The organism is Jatrophihabitans cynanchi, from assembly GCF_027247405.1.
Taxonomy (GTDB): Bacteria; Actinomycetota; Actinomycetes; order Mycobacteriales; family Jatrophihabitantaceae; genus Jatrophihabitans_B; species Jatrophihabitans_B cynanchi.
Genome location: NZ_CP097463.1, coordinates 1,520,111 through 1,534,709, shown reverse-complemented (window position 1 = coordinate 1,534,709; position 14,599 = coordinate 1,520,111). Strand labels below are relative to the sequence as shown.

19 protein-coding genes are annotated in these 14,599 nt (G+C 70.6%); 15 read left to right on the top strand and 4 right to left on the bottom strand.

Features of this window, described 5'->3' with window-relative positions; all coding sequences use genetic code 11:
• The first annotated feature begins 79 nt into the window (after positions 1-79).
• Complete coding sequence (locus M6B22_RS07435) at positions 80-751, top strand: hypothetical protein (RefSeq protein WP_269445130.1); 672 nt, start codon at positions 80-82, stop codon at positions 749-751.
• Between the two features lie 5 nt (positions 752-756).
• On the opposite strand, the gene M6B22_RS07430 is transcribed toward M6B22_RS07435, so the two are convergent.
• Positions 757-906 carry a hypothetical protein gene (locus M6B22_RS07430; protein WP_269445129.1) on the bottom strand — a complete coding sequence of 50 codons (150 nt, stop codon included), beginning with the start codon at positions 904-906 and terminating at the stop codon, positions 757-759.
• 229 nt (positions 907-1,135) lie between these two features.
• Here M6B22_RS07430 and M6B22_RS07425 point away from each other — a divergent pair, with 229 nt between their 5' ends.
• The 8 genes from M6B22_RS07425 (at position 1,136) to prfB (ending at position 6,922) form a co-directional block, all read left to right on the top strand.
• Positions 1,136-2,377, top strand: coding sequence for a CpaF family protein (locus tag M6B22_RS07425; protein WP_407935661.1), 1,242 nt, complete (start codon positions 1,136-1,138; stop codon positions 2,375-2,377).
• A 1-nt stretch (position 2,378) separates the two neighbouring features.
• Positions 2,379-3,239, top strand: coding sequence for a type II secretion system F family protein (locus M6B22_RS07420; protein ID WP_269445127.1), 861 nt, complete (start codon positions 2,379-2,381; stop codon positions 3,237-3,239).
• Positions 3,236-4,183: a type II secretion system F family protein gene (locus M6B22_RS07415; RefSeq protein WP_269445126.1), complete on the top strand. Its 948-nt coding sequence runs from the start codon at positions 3,236-3,238 to the stop codon at positions 4,181-4,183. The genes M6B22_RS07420 and M6B22_RS07415 overlap by 4 nt, the downstream gene beginning before the upstream one ends.
• Before the next feature lie 44 nt (positions 4,184-4,227).
• Positions 4,228-4,434 (top strand): hypothetical protein, encoded by a 207-nt coding sequence (locus tag M6B22_RS07410; protein ID WP_269445125.1) that lies wholly within the window; start codon positions 4,228-4,230, stop codon positions 4,432-4,434.
• Between the two features lie 7 nt (positions 4,435-4,441).
• Positions 4,442-4,849 (top strand): TadE/TadG family type IV pilus assembly protein, encoded by a 408-nt coding sequence (locus M6B22_RS07405; protein WP_269445124.1) that lies wholly within the window; start codon positions 4,442-4,444, stop codon positions 4,847-4,849.
• On the top strand, positions 4,846-5,301 hold the full coding sequence (locus tag M6B22_RS07400; protein ID WP_269445123.1) for a TadE/TadG family type IV pilus assembly protein: 456 nt from the start codon (positions 4,846-4,848) through the stop codon (positions 5,299-5,301). Before M6B22_RS07405 ends, M6B22_RS07400 begins: the two co-directional genes overlap by 4 nt.
• Entirely contained in the window at positions 5,298-5,735 is a 438-nt protein-coding gene (locus tag M6B22_RS07395) for a pilus assembly protein TadG-related protein (RefSeq protein WP_269445122.1), read from the top strand. Before M6B22_RS07400 ends, M6B22_RS07395 begins: the two co-directional genes overlap by 4 nt.
• 65 nt (positions 5,736-5,800) lie before the next feature.
• Complete coding sequence (gene prfB, locus M6B22_RS07390; RefSeq protein ID WP_407935660.1) at positions 5,801-6,922, top strand: peptide chain release factor 2; 1,122 nt, start codon at positions 5,801-5,803, stop codon at positions 6,920-6,922.
• A 174-nt stretch (positions 6,923-7,096) separates the two neighbouring features.
• Here the strand turns inward: prfB and M6B22_RS07385 are convergent, their stop codons facing one another.
• From M6B22_RS07385 to M6B22_RS07375, 3 genes are read right to left on the bottom strand one after another with little or no spacing between them, the layout of a single operon-like run.
• On the bottom strand, positions 7,097-7,930 hold the full coding sequence (locus M6B22_RS07385; RefSeq protein ID WP_269445120.1) for an ABC transporter permease: 834 nt from the start codon (positions 7,928-7,930) through the stop codon (positions 7,097-7,099).
• 58 nt (positions 7,931-7,988) lie between these two features.
• On the bottom strand, positions 7,989-8,783 hold the full coding sequence (locus tag M6B22_RS07380; RefSeq protein ID WP_269445119.1) for an ABC transporter permease: 795 nt from the start codon (positions 8,781-8,783) through the stop codon (positions 7,989-7,991).
• Positions 8,783-9,769 (bottom strand): ABC transporter ATP-binding protein, encoded by a 987-nt coding sequence (locus tag M6B22_RS07375; RefSeq protein ID WP_269445118.1) that lies wholly within the window; start codon positions 9,767-9,769, stop codon positions 8,783-8,785. The genes M6B22_RS07380 and M6B22_RS07375 overlap by 1 nt, the downstream gene beginning before the upstream one ends.
• A 142-nt stretch (positions 9,770-9,911) precedes the next feature.
• On the opposite strand from M6B22_RS07375, the gene ftsE reads away from it, so the two are divergent.
• The 6 genes from ftsE (at position 9,912) to M6B22_RS07345 (ending at position 14,542) form a co-directional block, all read left to right on the top strand.
• Positions 9,912-10,601, top strand: a complete 690-nt coding sequence (ftsE, locus tag M6B22_RS07370) for a cell division ATP-binding protein FtsE (RefSeq protein WP_269445117.1) — start codon at positions 9,912-9,914, stop codon at positions 10,599-10,601.
• Positions 10,602-10,651: 50 nt separating this feature from the next.
• Entirely contained in the window at positions 10,652-11,563 is a 912-nt protein-coding gene (gene ftsX / locus M6B22_RS07365; RefSeq protein WP_269445116.1) for a permease-like cell division protein FtsX, read from the top strand.
• A 2-nt stretch (positions 11,564-11,565) separates the two neighbouring features.
• Positions 11,566-12,063, top strand: a complete 498-nt coding sequence (gene smpB / locus M6B22_RS07360) for an SsrA-binding protein SmpB (RefSeq protein ID WP_269445115.1) — start codon at positions 11,566-11,568, stop codon at positions 12,061-12,063.
• A gap of 9 nt (positions 12,064-12,072) precedes the next feature.
• Positions 12,073-12,951, top strand: a complete 879-nt coding sequence (locus M6B22_RS07355; protein WP_269445114.1) for an amidohydrolase family protein — start codon at positions 12,073-12,075, stop codon at positions 12,949-12,951.
• Between the two features lie 42 nt (positions 12,952-12,993).
• Positions 12,994-13,764, top strand: a complete 771-nt coding sequence (locus M6B22_RS07350; protein ID WP_269445113.1) for a hypothetical protein — start codon at positions 12,994-12,996, stop codon at positions 13,762-13,764.
• 145 nt (positions 13,765-13,909) lie between these two features.
• On the top strand, positions 13,910-14,542 hold the full coding sequence (locus tag M6B22_RS07345; protein ID WP_269445112.1) for a hypothetical protein: 633 nt from the start codon (positions 13,910-13,912) through the stop codon (positions 14,540-14,542).
• Positions 14,543-14,599 lie beyond the last annotated feature (57 nt).

Below are 14,599 nucleotides of genomic sequence, written 5' to 3'. Positions count from 1 at the left end.
GGGGCAGCGTGCGGTGAAGATTTCGTTTAGGATTCTCCCAGCCTGGCGGGGGTGTCGGGCGTGACCGGTTGGGGAACTGGTGGGGGTAGTCCGTAGAGCCGCGATCGGCATCGCCGTCGCCGCACTGTCCGTCTCAAGCCTGTCCGGAACCGCCGGCGCCCGTCCCGTCCTCGGCACGGCGTTCGCGTACCGCGGTATCCAGGTGCACGCCGCTTGTGGCGCAGCGCTCGGCTCGATCACCGTCCGGGACTGGTACACCTCGTCCGGCGTCGGAACCCACCGGGTCGAGCTCGACGGCACGCGCGTCGGCTTCGTGCACCGTTCCGCGGTGACGGGCGGCGACGGTTACCGGTTCACCGGCGTCGCCGCGGGCCGGCACGTGGTCGAGTTCTCGGCCACCGAGGGCGCGGCGGTGCGGCGCGCCGTCACCGTCTGCCCGGCGTCGGTGACCATCAGCCACGCGCAGCGCCTCACGCGCGGAACGGCACTCACGGTGGTGGGACGGGTACGGGACGGGTCAGGCCGGCCGGTCCAGCACGCCCGGCTGAAGCTGTACGCGCGCGTGCCCGGTGGGACGTTCCACCTCGTCGGTGTCGTCCACACGTCGCAGCACGGGGCAGCGCGGTTGCGGGTGCGACCGACTCGCACCGTCGAATACCGCTGGATCTACCGCGGCGACGCGCACCACGCCCGGGCGAAGAGCCCGATCCGGACGGTGCACGTCGTCCCGCGGCAGCACCAGCAGCCCTAGCGCAGCTACACCCGCGAACGGGACCAGCTGCCGCGGCGGGTGAAGAGCCAGATCAGGGCGACTATGACGATCAACCAGAGCAGCGGGTGCACGATGATGCCCAGTGCGGCGGCGATCACGACGATGACGAGGGCGATCAGGATGTCCATCAACATGAGCTGAGGCTTCCCGCTCTCACCCCAATCAAACTGTCACCGGCCCCTGCGCTCACCGGTCGTCCACAGATCCCGCTCAGCGATTCCCCTGGAGCCCGATCCGTCGTACCCTCTGTGCACCGGTGCGCCGGGTTTAGTGCATTTGGGAGGGGCCACTGTGTTGTCGGGGGCGGGGCCGTCGTTCTCGGGGTTGTCGTTGTCGGGATCGGCGTCGTCGGCGCAGAGCATCATCGAGGCCGACGTCCGCGAGCTGGTGCGTCGCCGCGGCATCGACCCGGCACTCGACCCCGGCGCCGTGGCTCGCCTTATCGACGAGGTGGTCGCCGAGTACCTGAACCGGGCCACCACCTCACCGCTGCCGCCGCTCGGCGACGCGGCCCTGGTGGCCCGCGCGGTGCACGACGCCGTCGCCGGGTTCGGCGCGCTGCAGCCGCTTCTCGACGATCCGGCGATCGAGGAGATCTGGATCAACGAACCGGGCCGTGTGTTCGTCGCGCGCCGCGGCCGCTCCGAGCTCACCACCGTGATCCTGACCGGCGAGCAGGTGGCCGAGCTGGTGGAACGCATGCTGCGTACCACTGGCCGGCGGCTCGACCTGTCCACGCCGTTCGTCGACGCGCAGCTCCCGGACGGCAGCCGGCTGCACGTCGTGATCCCGAGCATCACCCGCCGCCACATGGCGGTGAACATCCGCAAGTTCGTGCTCGGGCTGTCCTCGCTCGAGGAGCTGATCGCGGCGGGTTCGCTCACCGAGCAGGCGGCCCGGTTCCTGGAGGCATCGGTCGCGGCGGGGCTGAACGTTCTCGTCGCGGGCGGCACGCAGGCGGGCAAGACGACGATGCTCAACGCGCTGTGCGCAGCGATCCCGGCACGCGAGCGGGTGGTCACCGTCGAGGAGGTCTTCGAACTGCAGGTGCCGCTTCCGGACGTGGTCGCCATGCAGACCCGCCAGCCCAACCTTGAGGGCACTGGCGAGATCCCGTTGCGGCGCCTGGTGAAAGAAGCCCTGCGCATGCGGCCGTCCCGGCTGATCGTGGGCGAGGTGCGGCAGGAGGAGTGCCTCGACCTGCTGGTGGCCTTGAACTCCGGGCTGCCCGGCATGTGCACGCTGCACGCGAACTCCGCGCGCGAGGCGCTGGTGAAGATGTGCACGCTCCCGCTGCTGGCGGGCGAGAACGTGTCGGCCGCATTCGTCGTGCCCACCGTGGCGACCTCGGTCGACCTGGTGGTGCACCTGAGCGTCGAGGCGAGCGGGGCGCGTCGGGTGCGCGAGATCGTCGGCGTGACCGGACGGGTCGAGGGCGACGTCATCGAGACGACCGAGCTGTTCACCACGATCCGCGGGCGGCTGGAACGGGGTGAGGGGTACCCGCCCAGGCCGGAGCGGTACGAGGCGGCCGGCATCGACCTGCTGGGCGCTTTGGGCCGGCGCTCCGAACGCACCTTGCAGTCGGCAGTGCGCGAGGCCTGACGTGGGAGCGGTCCTCGGCCTCGCACTCGGCATCGGGCTGTTGCTGATCTGGCGCAGCGGCCGCCGAGCCCCGCTTGTCACCTCGCCGCGAACCTCCGGCTGGGCGGCCCGTAGGCACCAGCTGATCCGGCAGGCGGGCGTCGACGGTGTCGGCGGGACCCAGCTGCTGTTCGCACAGTTCGGCTGTTCGGTAGCAGCGTCGCTCGTCGTCCTGGTCCTGACGCGAACGCTCACCGTCGCGCTGTGTTTCTGCGTCTTCGCCTTCTTCCTGCCCACCGTCGTGCTGCGCCGGATGCGCCGTAAGCGCCAGGTCGCGCTGCGTGAACTGTGGCCCGAGGCCGTGGACAATCTCGCGTCGGCCGTCCGGGCCGGCATGTCGCTGCCCGAAGGGCTGTCGGCGCTGGCGGTTCGCGGCCCGGCGGAGCTGCGACCGGCGTTCGGACGGTTCGCGACCGCGTACCGCGCGAGTGGCCGATTCGGCGAGTGCCTCGACCGGCTCGAGGCCGATCTGGCCGATCCGGTGGGCGATCGGGTCTGCGAGACGATGCGCGTCGCCCACGAGGTAGGTGGCAGCGACGTCGGCTCGGTGCTGCGGATGCTGTCCGAGCTGTTGCGTTCGGACGCCCGCACCCGCGCCGAGTTGGAGACCAGGCAGGGTTGGATCGTGAACGCGGCACGGCTCGCGGTCGCGGCACCGTGGGTGGTGCTGCTCCTGCTCGGCACCAGGTCGACCACCTTGCACGCGTACGACTCCGGCGGCGGCGCACTGCTGCTCGCCATCGGTGCGGTGGTGTGCGTGATCGCGTACCGGATGATGTTGCGGATCGGACGGCTGCCCGAGGATCGGCGGGTTCTGCGATGAGTCCGAGCTGGCTGATCGGCGCACTGCTCGGCCTCGTCGCTGCACTCGGTGCCGTGATCGCGGTGCGCGCGCTGCCGCCGATGCGGCCGGTGCGGCTGGCGGACCGGATCGCGCCGTACCTCGCCGACACGCCGCCGCCCTCGCGCCTGCTCACCGCGCCGGATTCCGACACCGCACCGTTCGGGGTGATCCGCAAGGTCTTCGGCCCGGCACTGCGTGACGTGATCGGACTGCTGGACCGGTTGGTCGGCGGCACCGCGTCGGTTCGCAGGCGCCTCACCGGGCTCGGCAGCGACCTCGCGGTCGAGGACTTCCGGATCGAACAGGTGCTCTGCGGCGCCGCCGGGTTGCTCGGGGGTGGCGTCGCCCTTGCCGGGCTGAGTTCGCTGGCCGGGCGGTTCAACCCGGTTCTCGTCGGTGCGGGCGCGCTCGGCGGGCTCGTGCTCGGAGTGCTCGCCCGCGACTGGTGGCTCAGCCGCCAGCTCGAGCAGCGGGAACAGGTGATGCTGGCCGAGTTCCCGGTGATGGCGGACCTGCTTGCTCTCGCGGTCGTCGCGGGGGAGGCGCCGGCCGACGCCCTGCGGCGGGTGTGCCGGCTGACCAGCGGCGAACTGGCCCGCGACCTGGACGGCGCCCTAGCGCGCACCCGCGCGGGCGCTCCGCTGACGGTCGCGCTCACCGAACTGGCCGACCGGACCAGCCTGGAGCCGTTCACCAGGTTCCTGCAGGGGCTCGTCGTCGCGCTCGAGCGCGGCACCCCGCTTGCCGACGTGCTCCGGGCGCAGGCGATGGACGTGCGCGAGCTGGGCAAGCGCGCGTTGCTGGAGGCGGGCGGCCGCAAGGAGATCACCATGATGGTCCCGGTCGTGTTCCTGCTGTTGCCGGTGACGGTGCTGTTCGCCCTGTACCCCGGCCTGCTGACGCTGACGTCCCTGGCCCGGTGACCGCCACCGTGATGCCCGAAACCCCGAGTCCGAGGAGGACGACGATGAGCAACCTGGACTTCTTCGCGGCGTGGCTACGTGCCGCGCTCGCCAGGGCCCACGGTGAGGACGCCGAGCGCGGTGACGTGCCCGGCTGGGTGATGGTGACCGTGATGTCCGCGATCCTGGTCGTCGCGATCCTGGCGGTGTTCGAGCCGCAGATCAAGGACGCGGTGACCGGCGCGATCAACTCGGTCAGCAACAGCAAGTAGCCGCAACATGGCACGTTTCGCCGTGCCGCGTTCGGACCGCGGCGCGAGCGTCGTCGAGTTCGCCATGCTCGCGGTGCTGCTCGTGCTGCTGCTGTTCACGGTGCTGCAGGTGGCGCTCTGGTTCTACGCCCGCAACGTCGTCGCCTCCGCGGCCGCGGACGCGGCCCGCTACGCGGCCGGCACCACGGGAGCGTCCGACGCTGGTGCGCAGCGCGCCGATCAGCTGATCGGCAAGGGGCTGACCGCCCGTGCCGCCGCGGACATCCCGTGCGTGCAGGCCGACGCCGTCGACTCGTCCGGACTGCCCACGCGTACCGTGCACTGCCGAGGGCGGCTGCGGATGGCGCTGCTGCCGTTCGACCTGCCGCTGACGATCGACGTCCGCTCGTCCGCATTGATCGAGGCGACGCCGTGAGCGAACGGCGCGTCGCCGGCGATGACGGGACGGCGATCATCGAGTTCGTCTTCGTCGCGATCGTGGTGCTGCTCCCGCTCGTCTACCTCATCGCGGCGGTGGCCACCGTGCAGCGCAGCTCGCTGGCAGTCAGCCAGGCCGCCCGCGAGGCCGGCCGCGCCTTCGCGACCAGTGACCGGCCGGACCAGGCCGCCGCGCGGGTGCGCGCCGCGGTGCGGATCGCCTTGCACGACCAGGGACTCGACGACGACGCCGACCTGCGGTTCGTCGCGGCCGGGGCCGGTTGCGACTCGGCACGGGTGGTGCCGCGGCTCGATCCCGGCGCGCAGTTCACCGTGTGCGTGATCCGCCACGCCGCCCTGCCGGCGGTGCCGAGCGTGCTGCAGGGGCGGGGCATCACCACGATCGGCCGCTACACCGTGCACGTCGACGAGTTCCGCAGCGTCCCGTGAGCATCCTTCGGCTCGGGCACGACGACCGCGGTTCGACCCTGCCGCTGATCCTCGGGTTCTTCCTGGTCGCGTTGCTCGCGGTGGCGGGGTCGGTCGCGGCCGGCGACGCGTTCGTGCACCAGCGCAGCCTGCAGGACGTGTGCGACGGCGCCGCGGCCGCCGCAGCGGCGAGCGCGGCCGACCTGGCCCGCGGTAGCGCCCTCGCCGGTGGCGCCGAGTTGCGCTTCGCCGGGGCGCAGGCCGCAGTGGCCGCGTACCTCGCACGCGACGGTGACCGCGCACACGTGCAGGCGGTCACCGGCCTGTCGCAGGACGCGACCGTGCTCACGGTGCGCTGCGAGCAGACGTCCGGCATCGTCTTCGGTGCGATGTTCGGTCTCGGCCGCGGCGTTCACCAGTCCGCGCGCTCCTCCGCCCGAGCGCCGCTGTCCTGACGGATTCGCCCGACGCGGCAACGGTCGGCGCACTCGGTGACCACCGGGCGGGGCCGGCTCGCGTAATCTGGACGGTCGTGGACGTCCCCGCTGAACTCAAAGAACTCTCGGCCACCCTCGCGAGCATCGAGCAGGTGCTCGACCTGGCCAAACTGCACCGCGAGGTAGCCGACCTGGAGACGCAGGCGTCCGCGCCCGATCTGTGGGACGACCCGGAGAAGGCGCAGCAGGTGACGTCCCGGCTGTCCTACGCGCAGGGCGAGATCCGCAAGGTCGAGGAGCTGCGCCGGCGCACCGACGACGCGCAACTGCTGTGGGAGATGGGCGAGGAGGCCGACGACGCCGAGACCAAGGCCGAGTCCGAGGCGGAGGCCGTCTCGTTGCACAAGGCCATCGGCGAACTCGAGGTCCGCACCCTGCTCTCCGGCCAGTACGACGCGCGCGAGGCGCTGGTGACCATCCGCTCCGAGGCCGGAGGTGTGGACGCCGCCGACTTCGCCGAGATGCTGCTGCGCATGTACCTGCGCTGGGCCGAGCGGCACAACTACGCCACCGAGGTGCTGGACACCTCCTACGCCGAGGAGGCCGGAATCAAGTCGGCCACCTTCCAGGTCAGGGTGCCGTACGCGTACGGCACCCTGAGCGTGGAGCAGGGCACCCATCGGCTGGTGCGGATCAGCCCGTTCGACAACCAGGGCCGGCGCCAGACCAGCTTCGCCGGCGTCGAGGTGCTGCCGGTCGTCGAGTCGTCCGACCACGTCGACATCCCCGACGACGACATCCGGGTGGATGTCTACCGCTCGTCCGGGCCGGGCGGGCAGGGCGTCAACACCACCGACTCGGCCGTGCGCATCACCCACCTGCCGACCGGGATCGTGGTCAGCTGCCAGAACGAGCGCAGCCAGATCCAGAACCGGGCCAGCGCCATGAACGTGCTGCAGGCCAAGCTGCTCGAGCGCCGCCGCGAACAGGAGCAGGCCACCATGGATGCCCTCAAGGACAGCGGCAACAGCTGGGGCAACCAGATGCGCAGCTACGTGCTGCACCCGTACCAGATGGTCAAGGACCTGCGCACCGGCTTCGAGGTCGGCAACCCGCAGTCCGTGCTCGACGGCGAGATCGACGGCTTCATCGAGGCCGGCATCCGTTGGCGCAGGGGTCAGCAGCTCGCTTCCCCCACCGGCTGACGAAAGCGCCGCGGCTTCCCCCACCCAGTGACCAAATTCGGGCCCCGGATCTGGTAACAGCAGGGGGGAAGCGCCGGGCTGAGGCGGCCGAGCGCGGCACCTGAGGCGGGCGAGCGCCGGGCTGAGGCGGGCGACCGCCGGGCTGAGGCGGGCGAGCGCGGCACCTGAGGCCGCTCAGCGCAGCAGCAGCTTGTCCAGCCGCTTGGCCGTGACGGCGACCCCGACCGCGGCCATCACCGCAAAGTAGGCCAGGTGCCCGAGCATCGACCAGTCCAGCACACCCGCGTTCAGCGCGCGCAGTAGCTCGATCCCGTGATTCAGGGGCAGGCACTCCACGATGATCCGCAGCCACGTCGGGTACACGTGCAGGTTGTAGAAGGTGCCGCTGAACAGGAACATCGGCAGCACCGCCACCTGCACCATGTCCAGGTCCTGGAACGTCTTCATGTACGTCGTCACGGCCATCCCGACCGCGCCGAACGCGAACGCGATCAGCAGCGCCGCCGGCAACATCGCGGCCGCCCACCACGACGCGGTGAGCCCCATCGCCACCATCACGATCATGAAACCGGCGGAGTACAGCCCGCCGCGGATGAGCGCCCAGCCGATCTCGCCCACCGCCACGTCCAGCGGCCCGAGCGAGGTGGCCAGCATCGCGTCGTAGAGCTTGCCGTACTTCATCTTGAAGAAGACGTTCATCGTCGAGTCGTAGATCGCGCCGTTCATCGCCGACGAGGCCAGTAGGGCGGGCGCGATGAACGCGGTGTAGCTGAGCTCGTGCCCGCCGGGTCCGGTCACGGTCCCGACCAGGTTGTGCAGCCCGGTGCCGAGCGAGAACAGGTAGAACAGCGGCTCGAAGAAGCCGGAGAAGATCAGCATCCAGCCGCGCCGGTACACCTTGAACGCGCGCTCGAGCACTACGTGACTGCGTCCGGCGTACATGCCGGGCGGCAGGATCCGGAACGTCGCCGACGCGCGGGCCCCCGGTGCGATCGGCGGAGCGCTCATGTCGGCGTCCCCGCGAACGCGTGGAGCGCGCTTTGCGGAGCGGTTTTGTGGCGTGTTCTCACTTGCTCAACCTGACGCCGAACCGCCACCGGGCCAGCCCGAGCCCGACGACGAACCACAGCAGCAGGTAGGCCAGGTGGCCGAGCACCGCGGTGCCGGCGAGGTGCCCGATCGCAGACCCGCGGGCCAGCTCGGTGCCGTGCCACAGCGGCGAGATGTACGCCAGCCAGCGTCCCCACTCCGGCAGTTCGCTGACCGGGTAGAAGGTGCCGCTGAACAGGAACATCGGCGTGACGACGAACCGGAACAGCATGTTGAAGCCGTTGCCCTCGTTCTCCATCGTGGCCGCGATCGCGGCGACCGGGGCGGCGAACGCCATCGCGGTGAGCGTCGCGATCGGGACGCAGAGCACCACCCACCAGCGCTCAGTGCCGCCGAACGCGGCCATGATCGCCAGGTACACGAGCGAGTTGGCGAAGATGCGCAGCGCCACCCACATCAGCTGCCCGTCGCAGATCTGGGCCGGGGTGAGCGGGGTGGCGGCCATGCCGTGGAAGGTGCGGATCCACTTGAAGCCGGCCATGATCGGGTACGCCGAGTCGGCCGCGGCGATCTGCAGCGCGGCCGCGGTGAGGAACGCCGGCGCGACGTACACCAGGTACGGCACGCCCAGGCTGTTGCCGTGGTTGTTGACCACCGTCCCCAGCCCGATGCCGAGCGAGAGCACGTACGCCAGCGGGGTGAACACGCCGACGATGAACATGCTGCGCCAGATCCGCCGCCCGACGTACAGCTGGTACTCGACGACCTGCCAGAGGTGACTGCGCGAGGGGGGCGCTGTTACGGCGCTCATCAGTCGATCAGCGATCGGCCGGTGAGGCGCAGGAACACGTCCTCCAGCGTGCTGCGGCGCACCAGGCTGGAGATGGGGGAAAGGCCGGCCTCGTGCGCCCGCGCCAGGGCCTGCTCGCCGTCGGCCACGTACAGCAGCACCCGGTCCGGCAGCACCTCGGCGCGTTCGCGGGCGTCGTCCAGCAGGTCGCCGATGCGTTCGGCAGCCGCGGCGTTCTCGCCCGGGGCGAACCGCAGCTCGGCCACCTCGCGGGTCGAGTGCGCCGTGATCAACTGCTGTGGCGACCCCTCGGCGACGATGCGCCCGCCGTCCATCACGACGAGCCGGTCGCACAGCTGCTCGGCCTCGTCCATGTAGTGCGTCGTGAGCACCAGCGTGACGCCCTGTTGCTTGAGCCGGTAGAGCCGGTCCCACAACACGTGCCTGGCCTGCGGGTCCAGGCCAGTGGTCGGCTCGTCCAGCAGCAGGATGTCCGGATCGTTGATCAGCGATCGCGCGATGGTGAGCCGGCGTTTCATGCCGCCGGACAGCGGCTCCACCTTGGCGTCGGCCCGCTCGGTGAGCTGGGCGAAGTCGAGCAGGTCGTCGATCTTCGGACGCAGCGCGGCCCGCGACATGCCGAAGTACCGGCCGTAGATGTACAGGTTCTCCCGAACCGTGAGCTCGAGGTCGAGGGTGTCCTGCTGGGGGACGACGCCGAGCCGGGCCCTGATCTGCGGGCCCTGGCTGACCGGGTCCATGCCGAGGATCCGCAGCGACCCGGACGTGATCGGCGCGACGCACGCGATCATCCGCATCGTCGAGCTCTTACCCGCTCCGTTCGGGCCGAGGAAGCCGAACGCCTCGCCGCGCGGCACCGCGACGTCGATGCCGTCGACCGCGGTGAAGTCCCCGAACGTCTTCGTCAGGCCGCGGGCCTCGATCAGCAGGTCGGGGGCGGGGCGCGACGTGACGTCGGCGACAGCACGCGGGGAGGGGGCGACCACGTTGGACCACGCTAGCAACCGGGTCCGACTGCGTTTTACGCCCACAACGGGCACACAGCCCACGCCCGGAACCTGAGCGGCCGCCGCGCGCGGGGCTCGTCTTGGCGGCCGGCTAGATAACCGTTCGGTAAACTTCCGCGTTGTGATCCGGCTGCACAGTGTTTCCAAGGTCTACCCGGCCGGTGCCCGCCCCGCGCTCGATGATGTCTCCTTCGACATCGACAAGGGCGAGTTCGTCTTCCTGATCGGCCAGTCCGGTTCGGGCAAGACCACCGTGTTGCGCCTGCTGCTGCGCGAGGAGGTCTCCGACGCCGGCATCGTGACGGTCAACGGCAAGAACCTGAACCGGCTGGCCCGGCGCAAGGTACCGGACCTGCGCCGCAAGATCGGCTGCGTGTTCCAGGACTTCCGGCTGCTGCCCAAGAAGACCGTCTACGAGAACGTCGCGTTCGCGCTGGAAGTGATCAACAAGTCGCCGAAGGCCATCAAGCGCACCGTTCCGGAGGTGCTCGACCTGGTGGGGCTGCAGGGCAAGGCGCAGCGGCTGCCGAACGAGCTGTCCGGCGGCGAGCAGCAGCGGGTGGCCATCGCCCGCGCGTTCGTGAACCGGCCGCTCGTCCTGCTCGCCGACGAGCCGACCGGGAACCTGGACCCGGACACCAGCCAGGGCATCATGAGCCTGCTTGAGCGCATCAACCGCACCGGCACCACCGTCGTCATGGCTACGCACGACAACAACATCGTCGACGCGATGCGCCGGCGGGTCATCGAGCTCGAGTTCGGCAAGGTCATTCGCGATCAGTCCCGCGGTGTCTACGGGGTCGGCCGCTGACCGGTCCGCCAGTGCCCCCCGTGCACCAGTCCACGAGCAGATAGGAAGTCATGCGCGCCAATTTCGTGTTGTCCGGAGTGGCTGCCGGCATCCGGCGCAACGCCGCGATGACTATCGCGCTCGTGCTCAGCACCTCGATCGCGCTCGCGTTCGTCGGCGCGGCGATCCTCGCCAACACCGAGATCACCAAGTTCAAGGCCAAGTACGAGGACAAGATCAACGTCTCGGTGTACCTGTGCGCGCAACTGCACACCGGTGACCCGAACTGCAAGCACAAGACAACGCCCGCCGAGACCGCGGCACTGCAGCAGATGCTGCTCGCGGACCCGATGGTCAAGTCCGCCAGCTACGTCTCCGAGCAGGAGGCGTACCAGCGCGGCAAGGAGCAGTTGCAGGGCACCACCGGTGACTTCCTGCACCCCGGCGACCTGCCCGCGTCGTTCACCGTCAAGCTCAAGGACCTGCAGAAGGACTACACGGCGTTCCACGACAAGTACTCGGGCGTCACCGGCGTGGGCCGGGTGAACAACCAGATCGACACGATCAACACGCTGCTGAACATCATCGACAGCGCCAGATGGTTCTCGATCGTGATCGCGCTGCTGGTGCTGCTCGCCTCGGTGCTGCTGATCGCGAACACCATCCAGGTCGCGGCGGCCCAGCGCAAGAACGAGACCAGCATCATGCGCCTGGTGGGCGCCTCGAGGTGGATGACCGAGTTGCCGTTCATGCTCGAGGCGGTGATCGCCTCGGCGATCGGCGGATTCGTCGCCATCGGGCTGATCGCAGCCGGAAAGAGCTACGTCCTGGACAACGTGTTCGAAGGGCCGACGCGCAACGGGGTGATCCCGAACCTGAACGTCAACGACGTGCTGGTCGCCGGTGGCAGTGGCCTGATCGTCGGGGTCGTCCTCTCGGCCATCACCGCGTTTGTCACGTTGCGCCTGTACGTACGGTTGTAGGCATGTCCGTCCAAGCCGCCTCCAGCAATCGACAGGGCGGCCGCAAGATCATCGCCCAGAACAAGAAGGCCAGGCACGACTACTCGATCCTCGACGTCTACGAGGCAGGCATCGTGCTCACCGGCACCGAGGTCAAGTCGCTGCGCCTCGGCCGGGCCTCGCTCGTCGACGGCTTCGCCACTATCGACGACGGCGAGATCTACCTGCGCAACGTGCACATCCCGGAGTACACGCACGGCAGCTGGACCAACCACGAGCCGCGGCGCACCCGCAAGCTGCTGCTGCACCGTGGCGAGATCCTGCGCCTGATCGGCAAGACGAAGGAGAGCGGGCTGACGCTCGTCCCGCTGTCGATCTACTTCGCGGCAGGCAAGGTCAAGGTCGAGATCGCGCTGGCTCGGGGCAAGCGTTCGTACGACAAGCGGCAGGACCTTGCCCGCAAGGACGCCGATCGCGAGGTGCGCAGGGCGCTCGGCCGGCGCGCCAAGGGCATGGACTAGGAGAAACGCGTGGACGATGCCGACGTCCCGGCGTTCTGGCGCCGGCTCGGCCTTCCCGGGCTGATCGACATCCACGTGCACTTCATGCCCAAGCCGGTGCTGGACGCGGTCTGGCGCTACTTCGACGCGGCGCAGGAGCACTACGGGGTCGCCTGGCCGGTGCAGTACCGCGCGTCCGATGAGAAGCGGCTGGCCACGCTGGCCGAACTGGGGGTGCGGGCCTTCCCGGCGCTGCTGTACCCGCACCGTCCGGACATGGCCGGATCGCTCAACGCGTGGGCGCGCGAGTTCGCCGCGCGGACGCCCGGCTGCGTACCCACCGGGACGTTCTACCCGGAGCCGGGGGCGCCGGACTACGTGCGCGCGGCCCTCGACGCGGGCACCCGGGTGTTCAAGGTGCACGTGCAGGTGGGCGCGTTCGACCCGCGCGAGGACGTGCTCGACCCGGTGTGGGGGATGCTCGCCGAGGCCGCGGTGCCGGTGGTGGTGCACTGCGGCAGCGGCCCGCTGCCCGGCGAGCACACCGGACCCGGGCCGTTCGGCGAGGTGCTCGCCCGCCATCCGCGGCTGACCGCGGTGATCGCCCACTGCGGTGCGCCCGAGTACGCCGAGCACCTCGCGTTCGCACGCCGGTATCCGAACGTGCACCTGGACACGACCATGGTCGGCACCCGGTTCATGGAGGCCCTGGCCCCCGTCCCGCCGGAGATCGTCGCCGAACTGGGCGACCTGGGCGAGCGGGTGGTGCTCGGCAGCGACTTCCCGAACATCCCGTATCCGTACGCCGAGCAGCTGGCCGCCTTGGAGCGGTTCGACCTGGGTGAGCGGTGGCTGCGGGCGGTGTGCTGGGACAACGGCGCCCGGCTGCTGCGCATCCCGCGCGGGTAGGCGCATCTGCCGTTAGGCTGCCTCACGCGGACGGAGGTGCACATGCGCGAACGGCGCGGCTCGATGCTGGGCGGCGCATCCGAGCCCGGCCTCGCCCGGTTCGCCGGAGCGGTCCTGGACGACCCGGCCGCGTTCGGTGGCGGCGCCGACCGGGCGACCGCGACCCGCCGCCGCGACACCGTGGCCTATGGCTATTTGGGCGTGGTCGAGGAGTACGCGCGTCCCGGCAGCGGTGAGCGCTGGCGGCTGCTGACCGTGAGCATGCCCGGCGGCGTGCCGCGTCTGGTCGTGGATCACCGATCGGCGCTGCACCGGCCGGGTGTCCCGGCTTTGGCCGCCAGCTCGGTGCCGCTCGAGGATCCCGCGTTCGACGAGCTCTACCTGGTCACCGCTGACGATCCCGTTGCCGCGCGCCGGATCCTGACGCCTGCGGTGCGGCGGCTGTTGGTGGCCGGCCCGATCCAGCGGCTCGAGCTGGAGCGCACCACGCTGGCGCTGCGCAGCTTCGACGTCGCCCTGCCCGCCACGGACGCCGACGACCGGCTGGCCGGGCTGGCCGAGGCGATCCTGCGGACGGCGCCCTGCTTCGTCGCCTCGGGCGCCTGGGTGGGCCTGCCGGGGGCGGTCGTCACCGCTGAGGACCTGCCCGCCGGCGACACGCCGCTGCTGCCCGGTCGGTACGGCAGGCTGGACACCGAGCCGACCGACGAGGAGCTCGGGCACGCCCGCTCGCGCCGGCTCACCGCGGCCCTGGTGGCGATCGCCGCGCTGGTGGTCGCCGTGGCTGCGGTCCTCGTCCTCCTAGTCGGCTGAGCAGTCGGCTGAGCAGTCGGCTGGGTAGTCGGCTGGACAGTCGGCTGAGCAGTCGGCTGAGCAGTCGGCTGGGTAGTCGGCTGGACGGTTGGCCGAAGCCGCGCACCTCCCGCACTCGCGCGCGTCCGCGGGGCAGACTCGACCCATGAGCTCGCCCAGCCAGGAGCAGTCCCGATCGGCGCGGCTGCGTGAGTACCAGGCGGAACTGGACGCGGCGGCCCGAGTGGTGGCGGTGCTGGGCGCGGTCGTCCGCGGCCGGGAGGTGCGTGGCTGGCTGGAGTCCGAGCCGCCCGAGGTGCGCTTCGCGGCGAGCGCCCCGGACGGTGCTCCGGGGCTGCCCGCAGCGGTGTGGGTCGCGCTGCGCCAGGACGACACCGCCACCGTCCTCGATGCGCTGACCGCGGCGTCCGACCGGACGTTCGTCGTCGCCGAACACGAACAGATGGGGGAGGGCTACCGGCTGCAGACCGTCGAGGAGCGGTTGCCGTCGCCCGATCTGGAGTCGCTGCTGGCTCAACTTGCCGGCGTTCTCGGCATCCCGGCGGACGTGCTCGCCGTCCTCGGCCAATGGGGGCTGGACGACCCGCGCACGGCCGGGGAGGTGAACGCGCTGCTGGACAGCCGGTTGGGTGCGGCCGGGCAGGAACCGCCGGCCGCCGCACCTGGCGGGCTGGTCATGTCCGTCCAGGAGGCCGCGGACGTGCTGCAACTTTCAGCCGCCCAGACGAAGGTGCTGACGACGCTGGTGCGGCGCGTGGGCGTCACCATCACCGCGTGAGGATTACTCGTGCGCCAGGAGGCGTTAGGCTGGGGTGGTACACGACCAGTACACGAC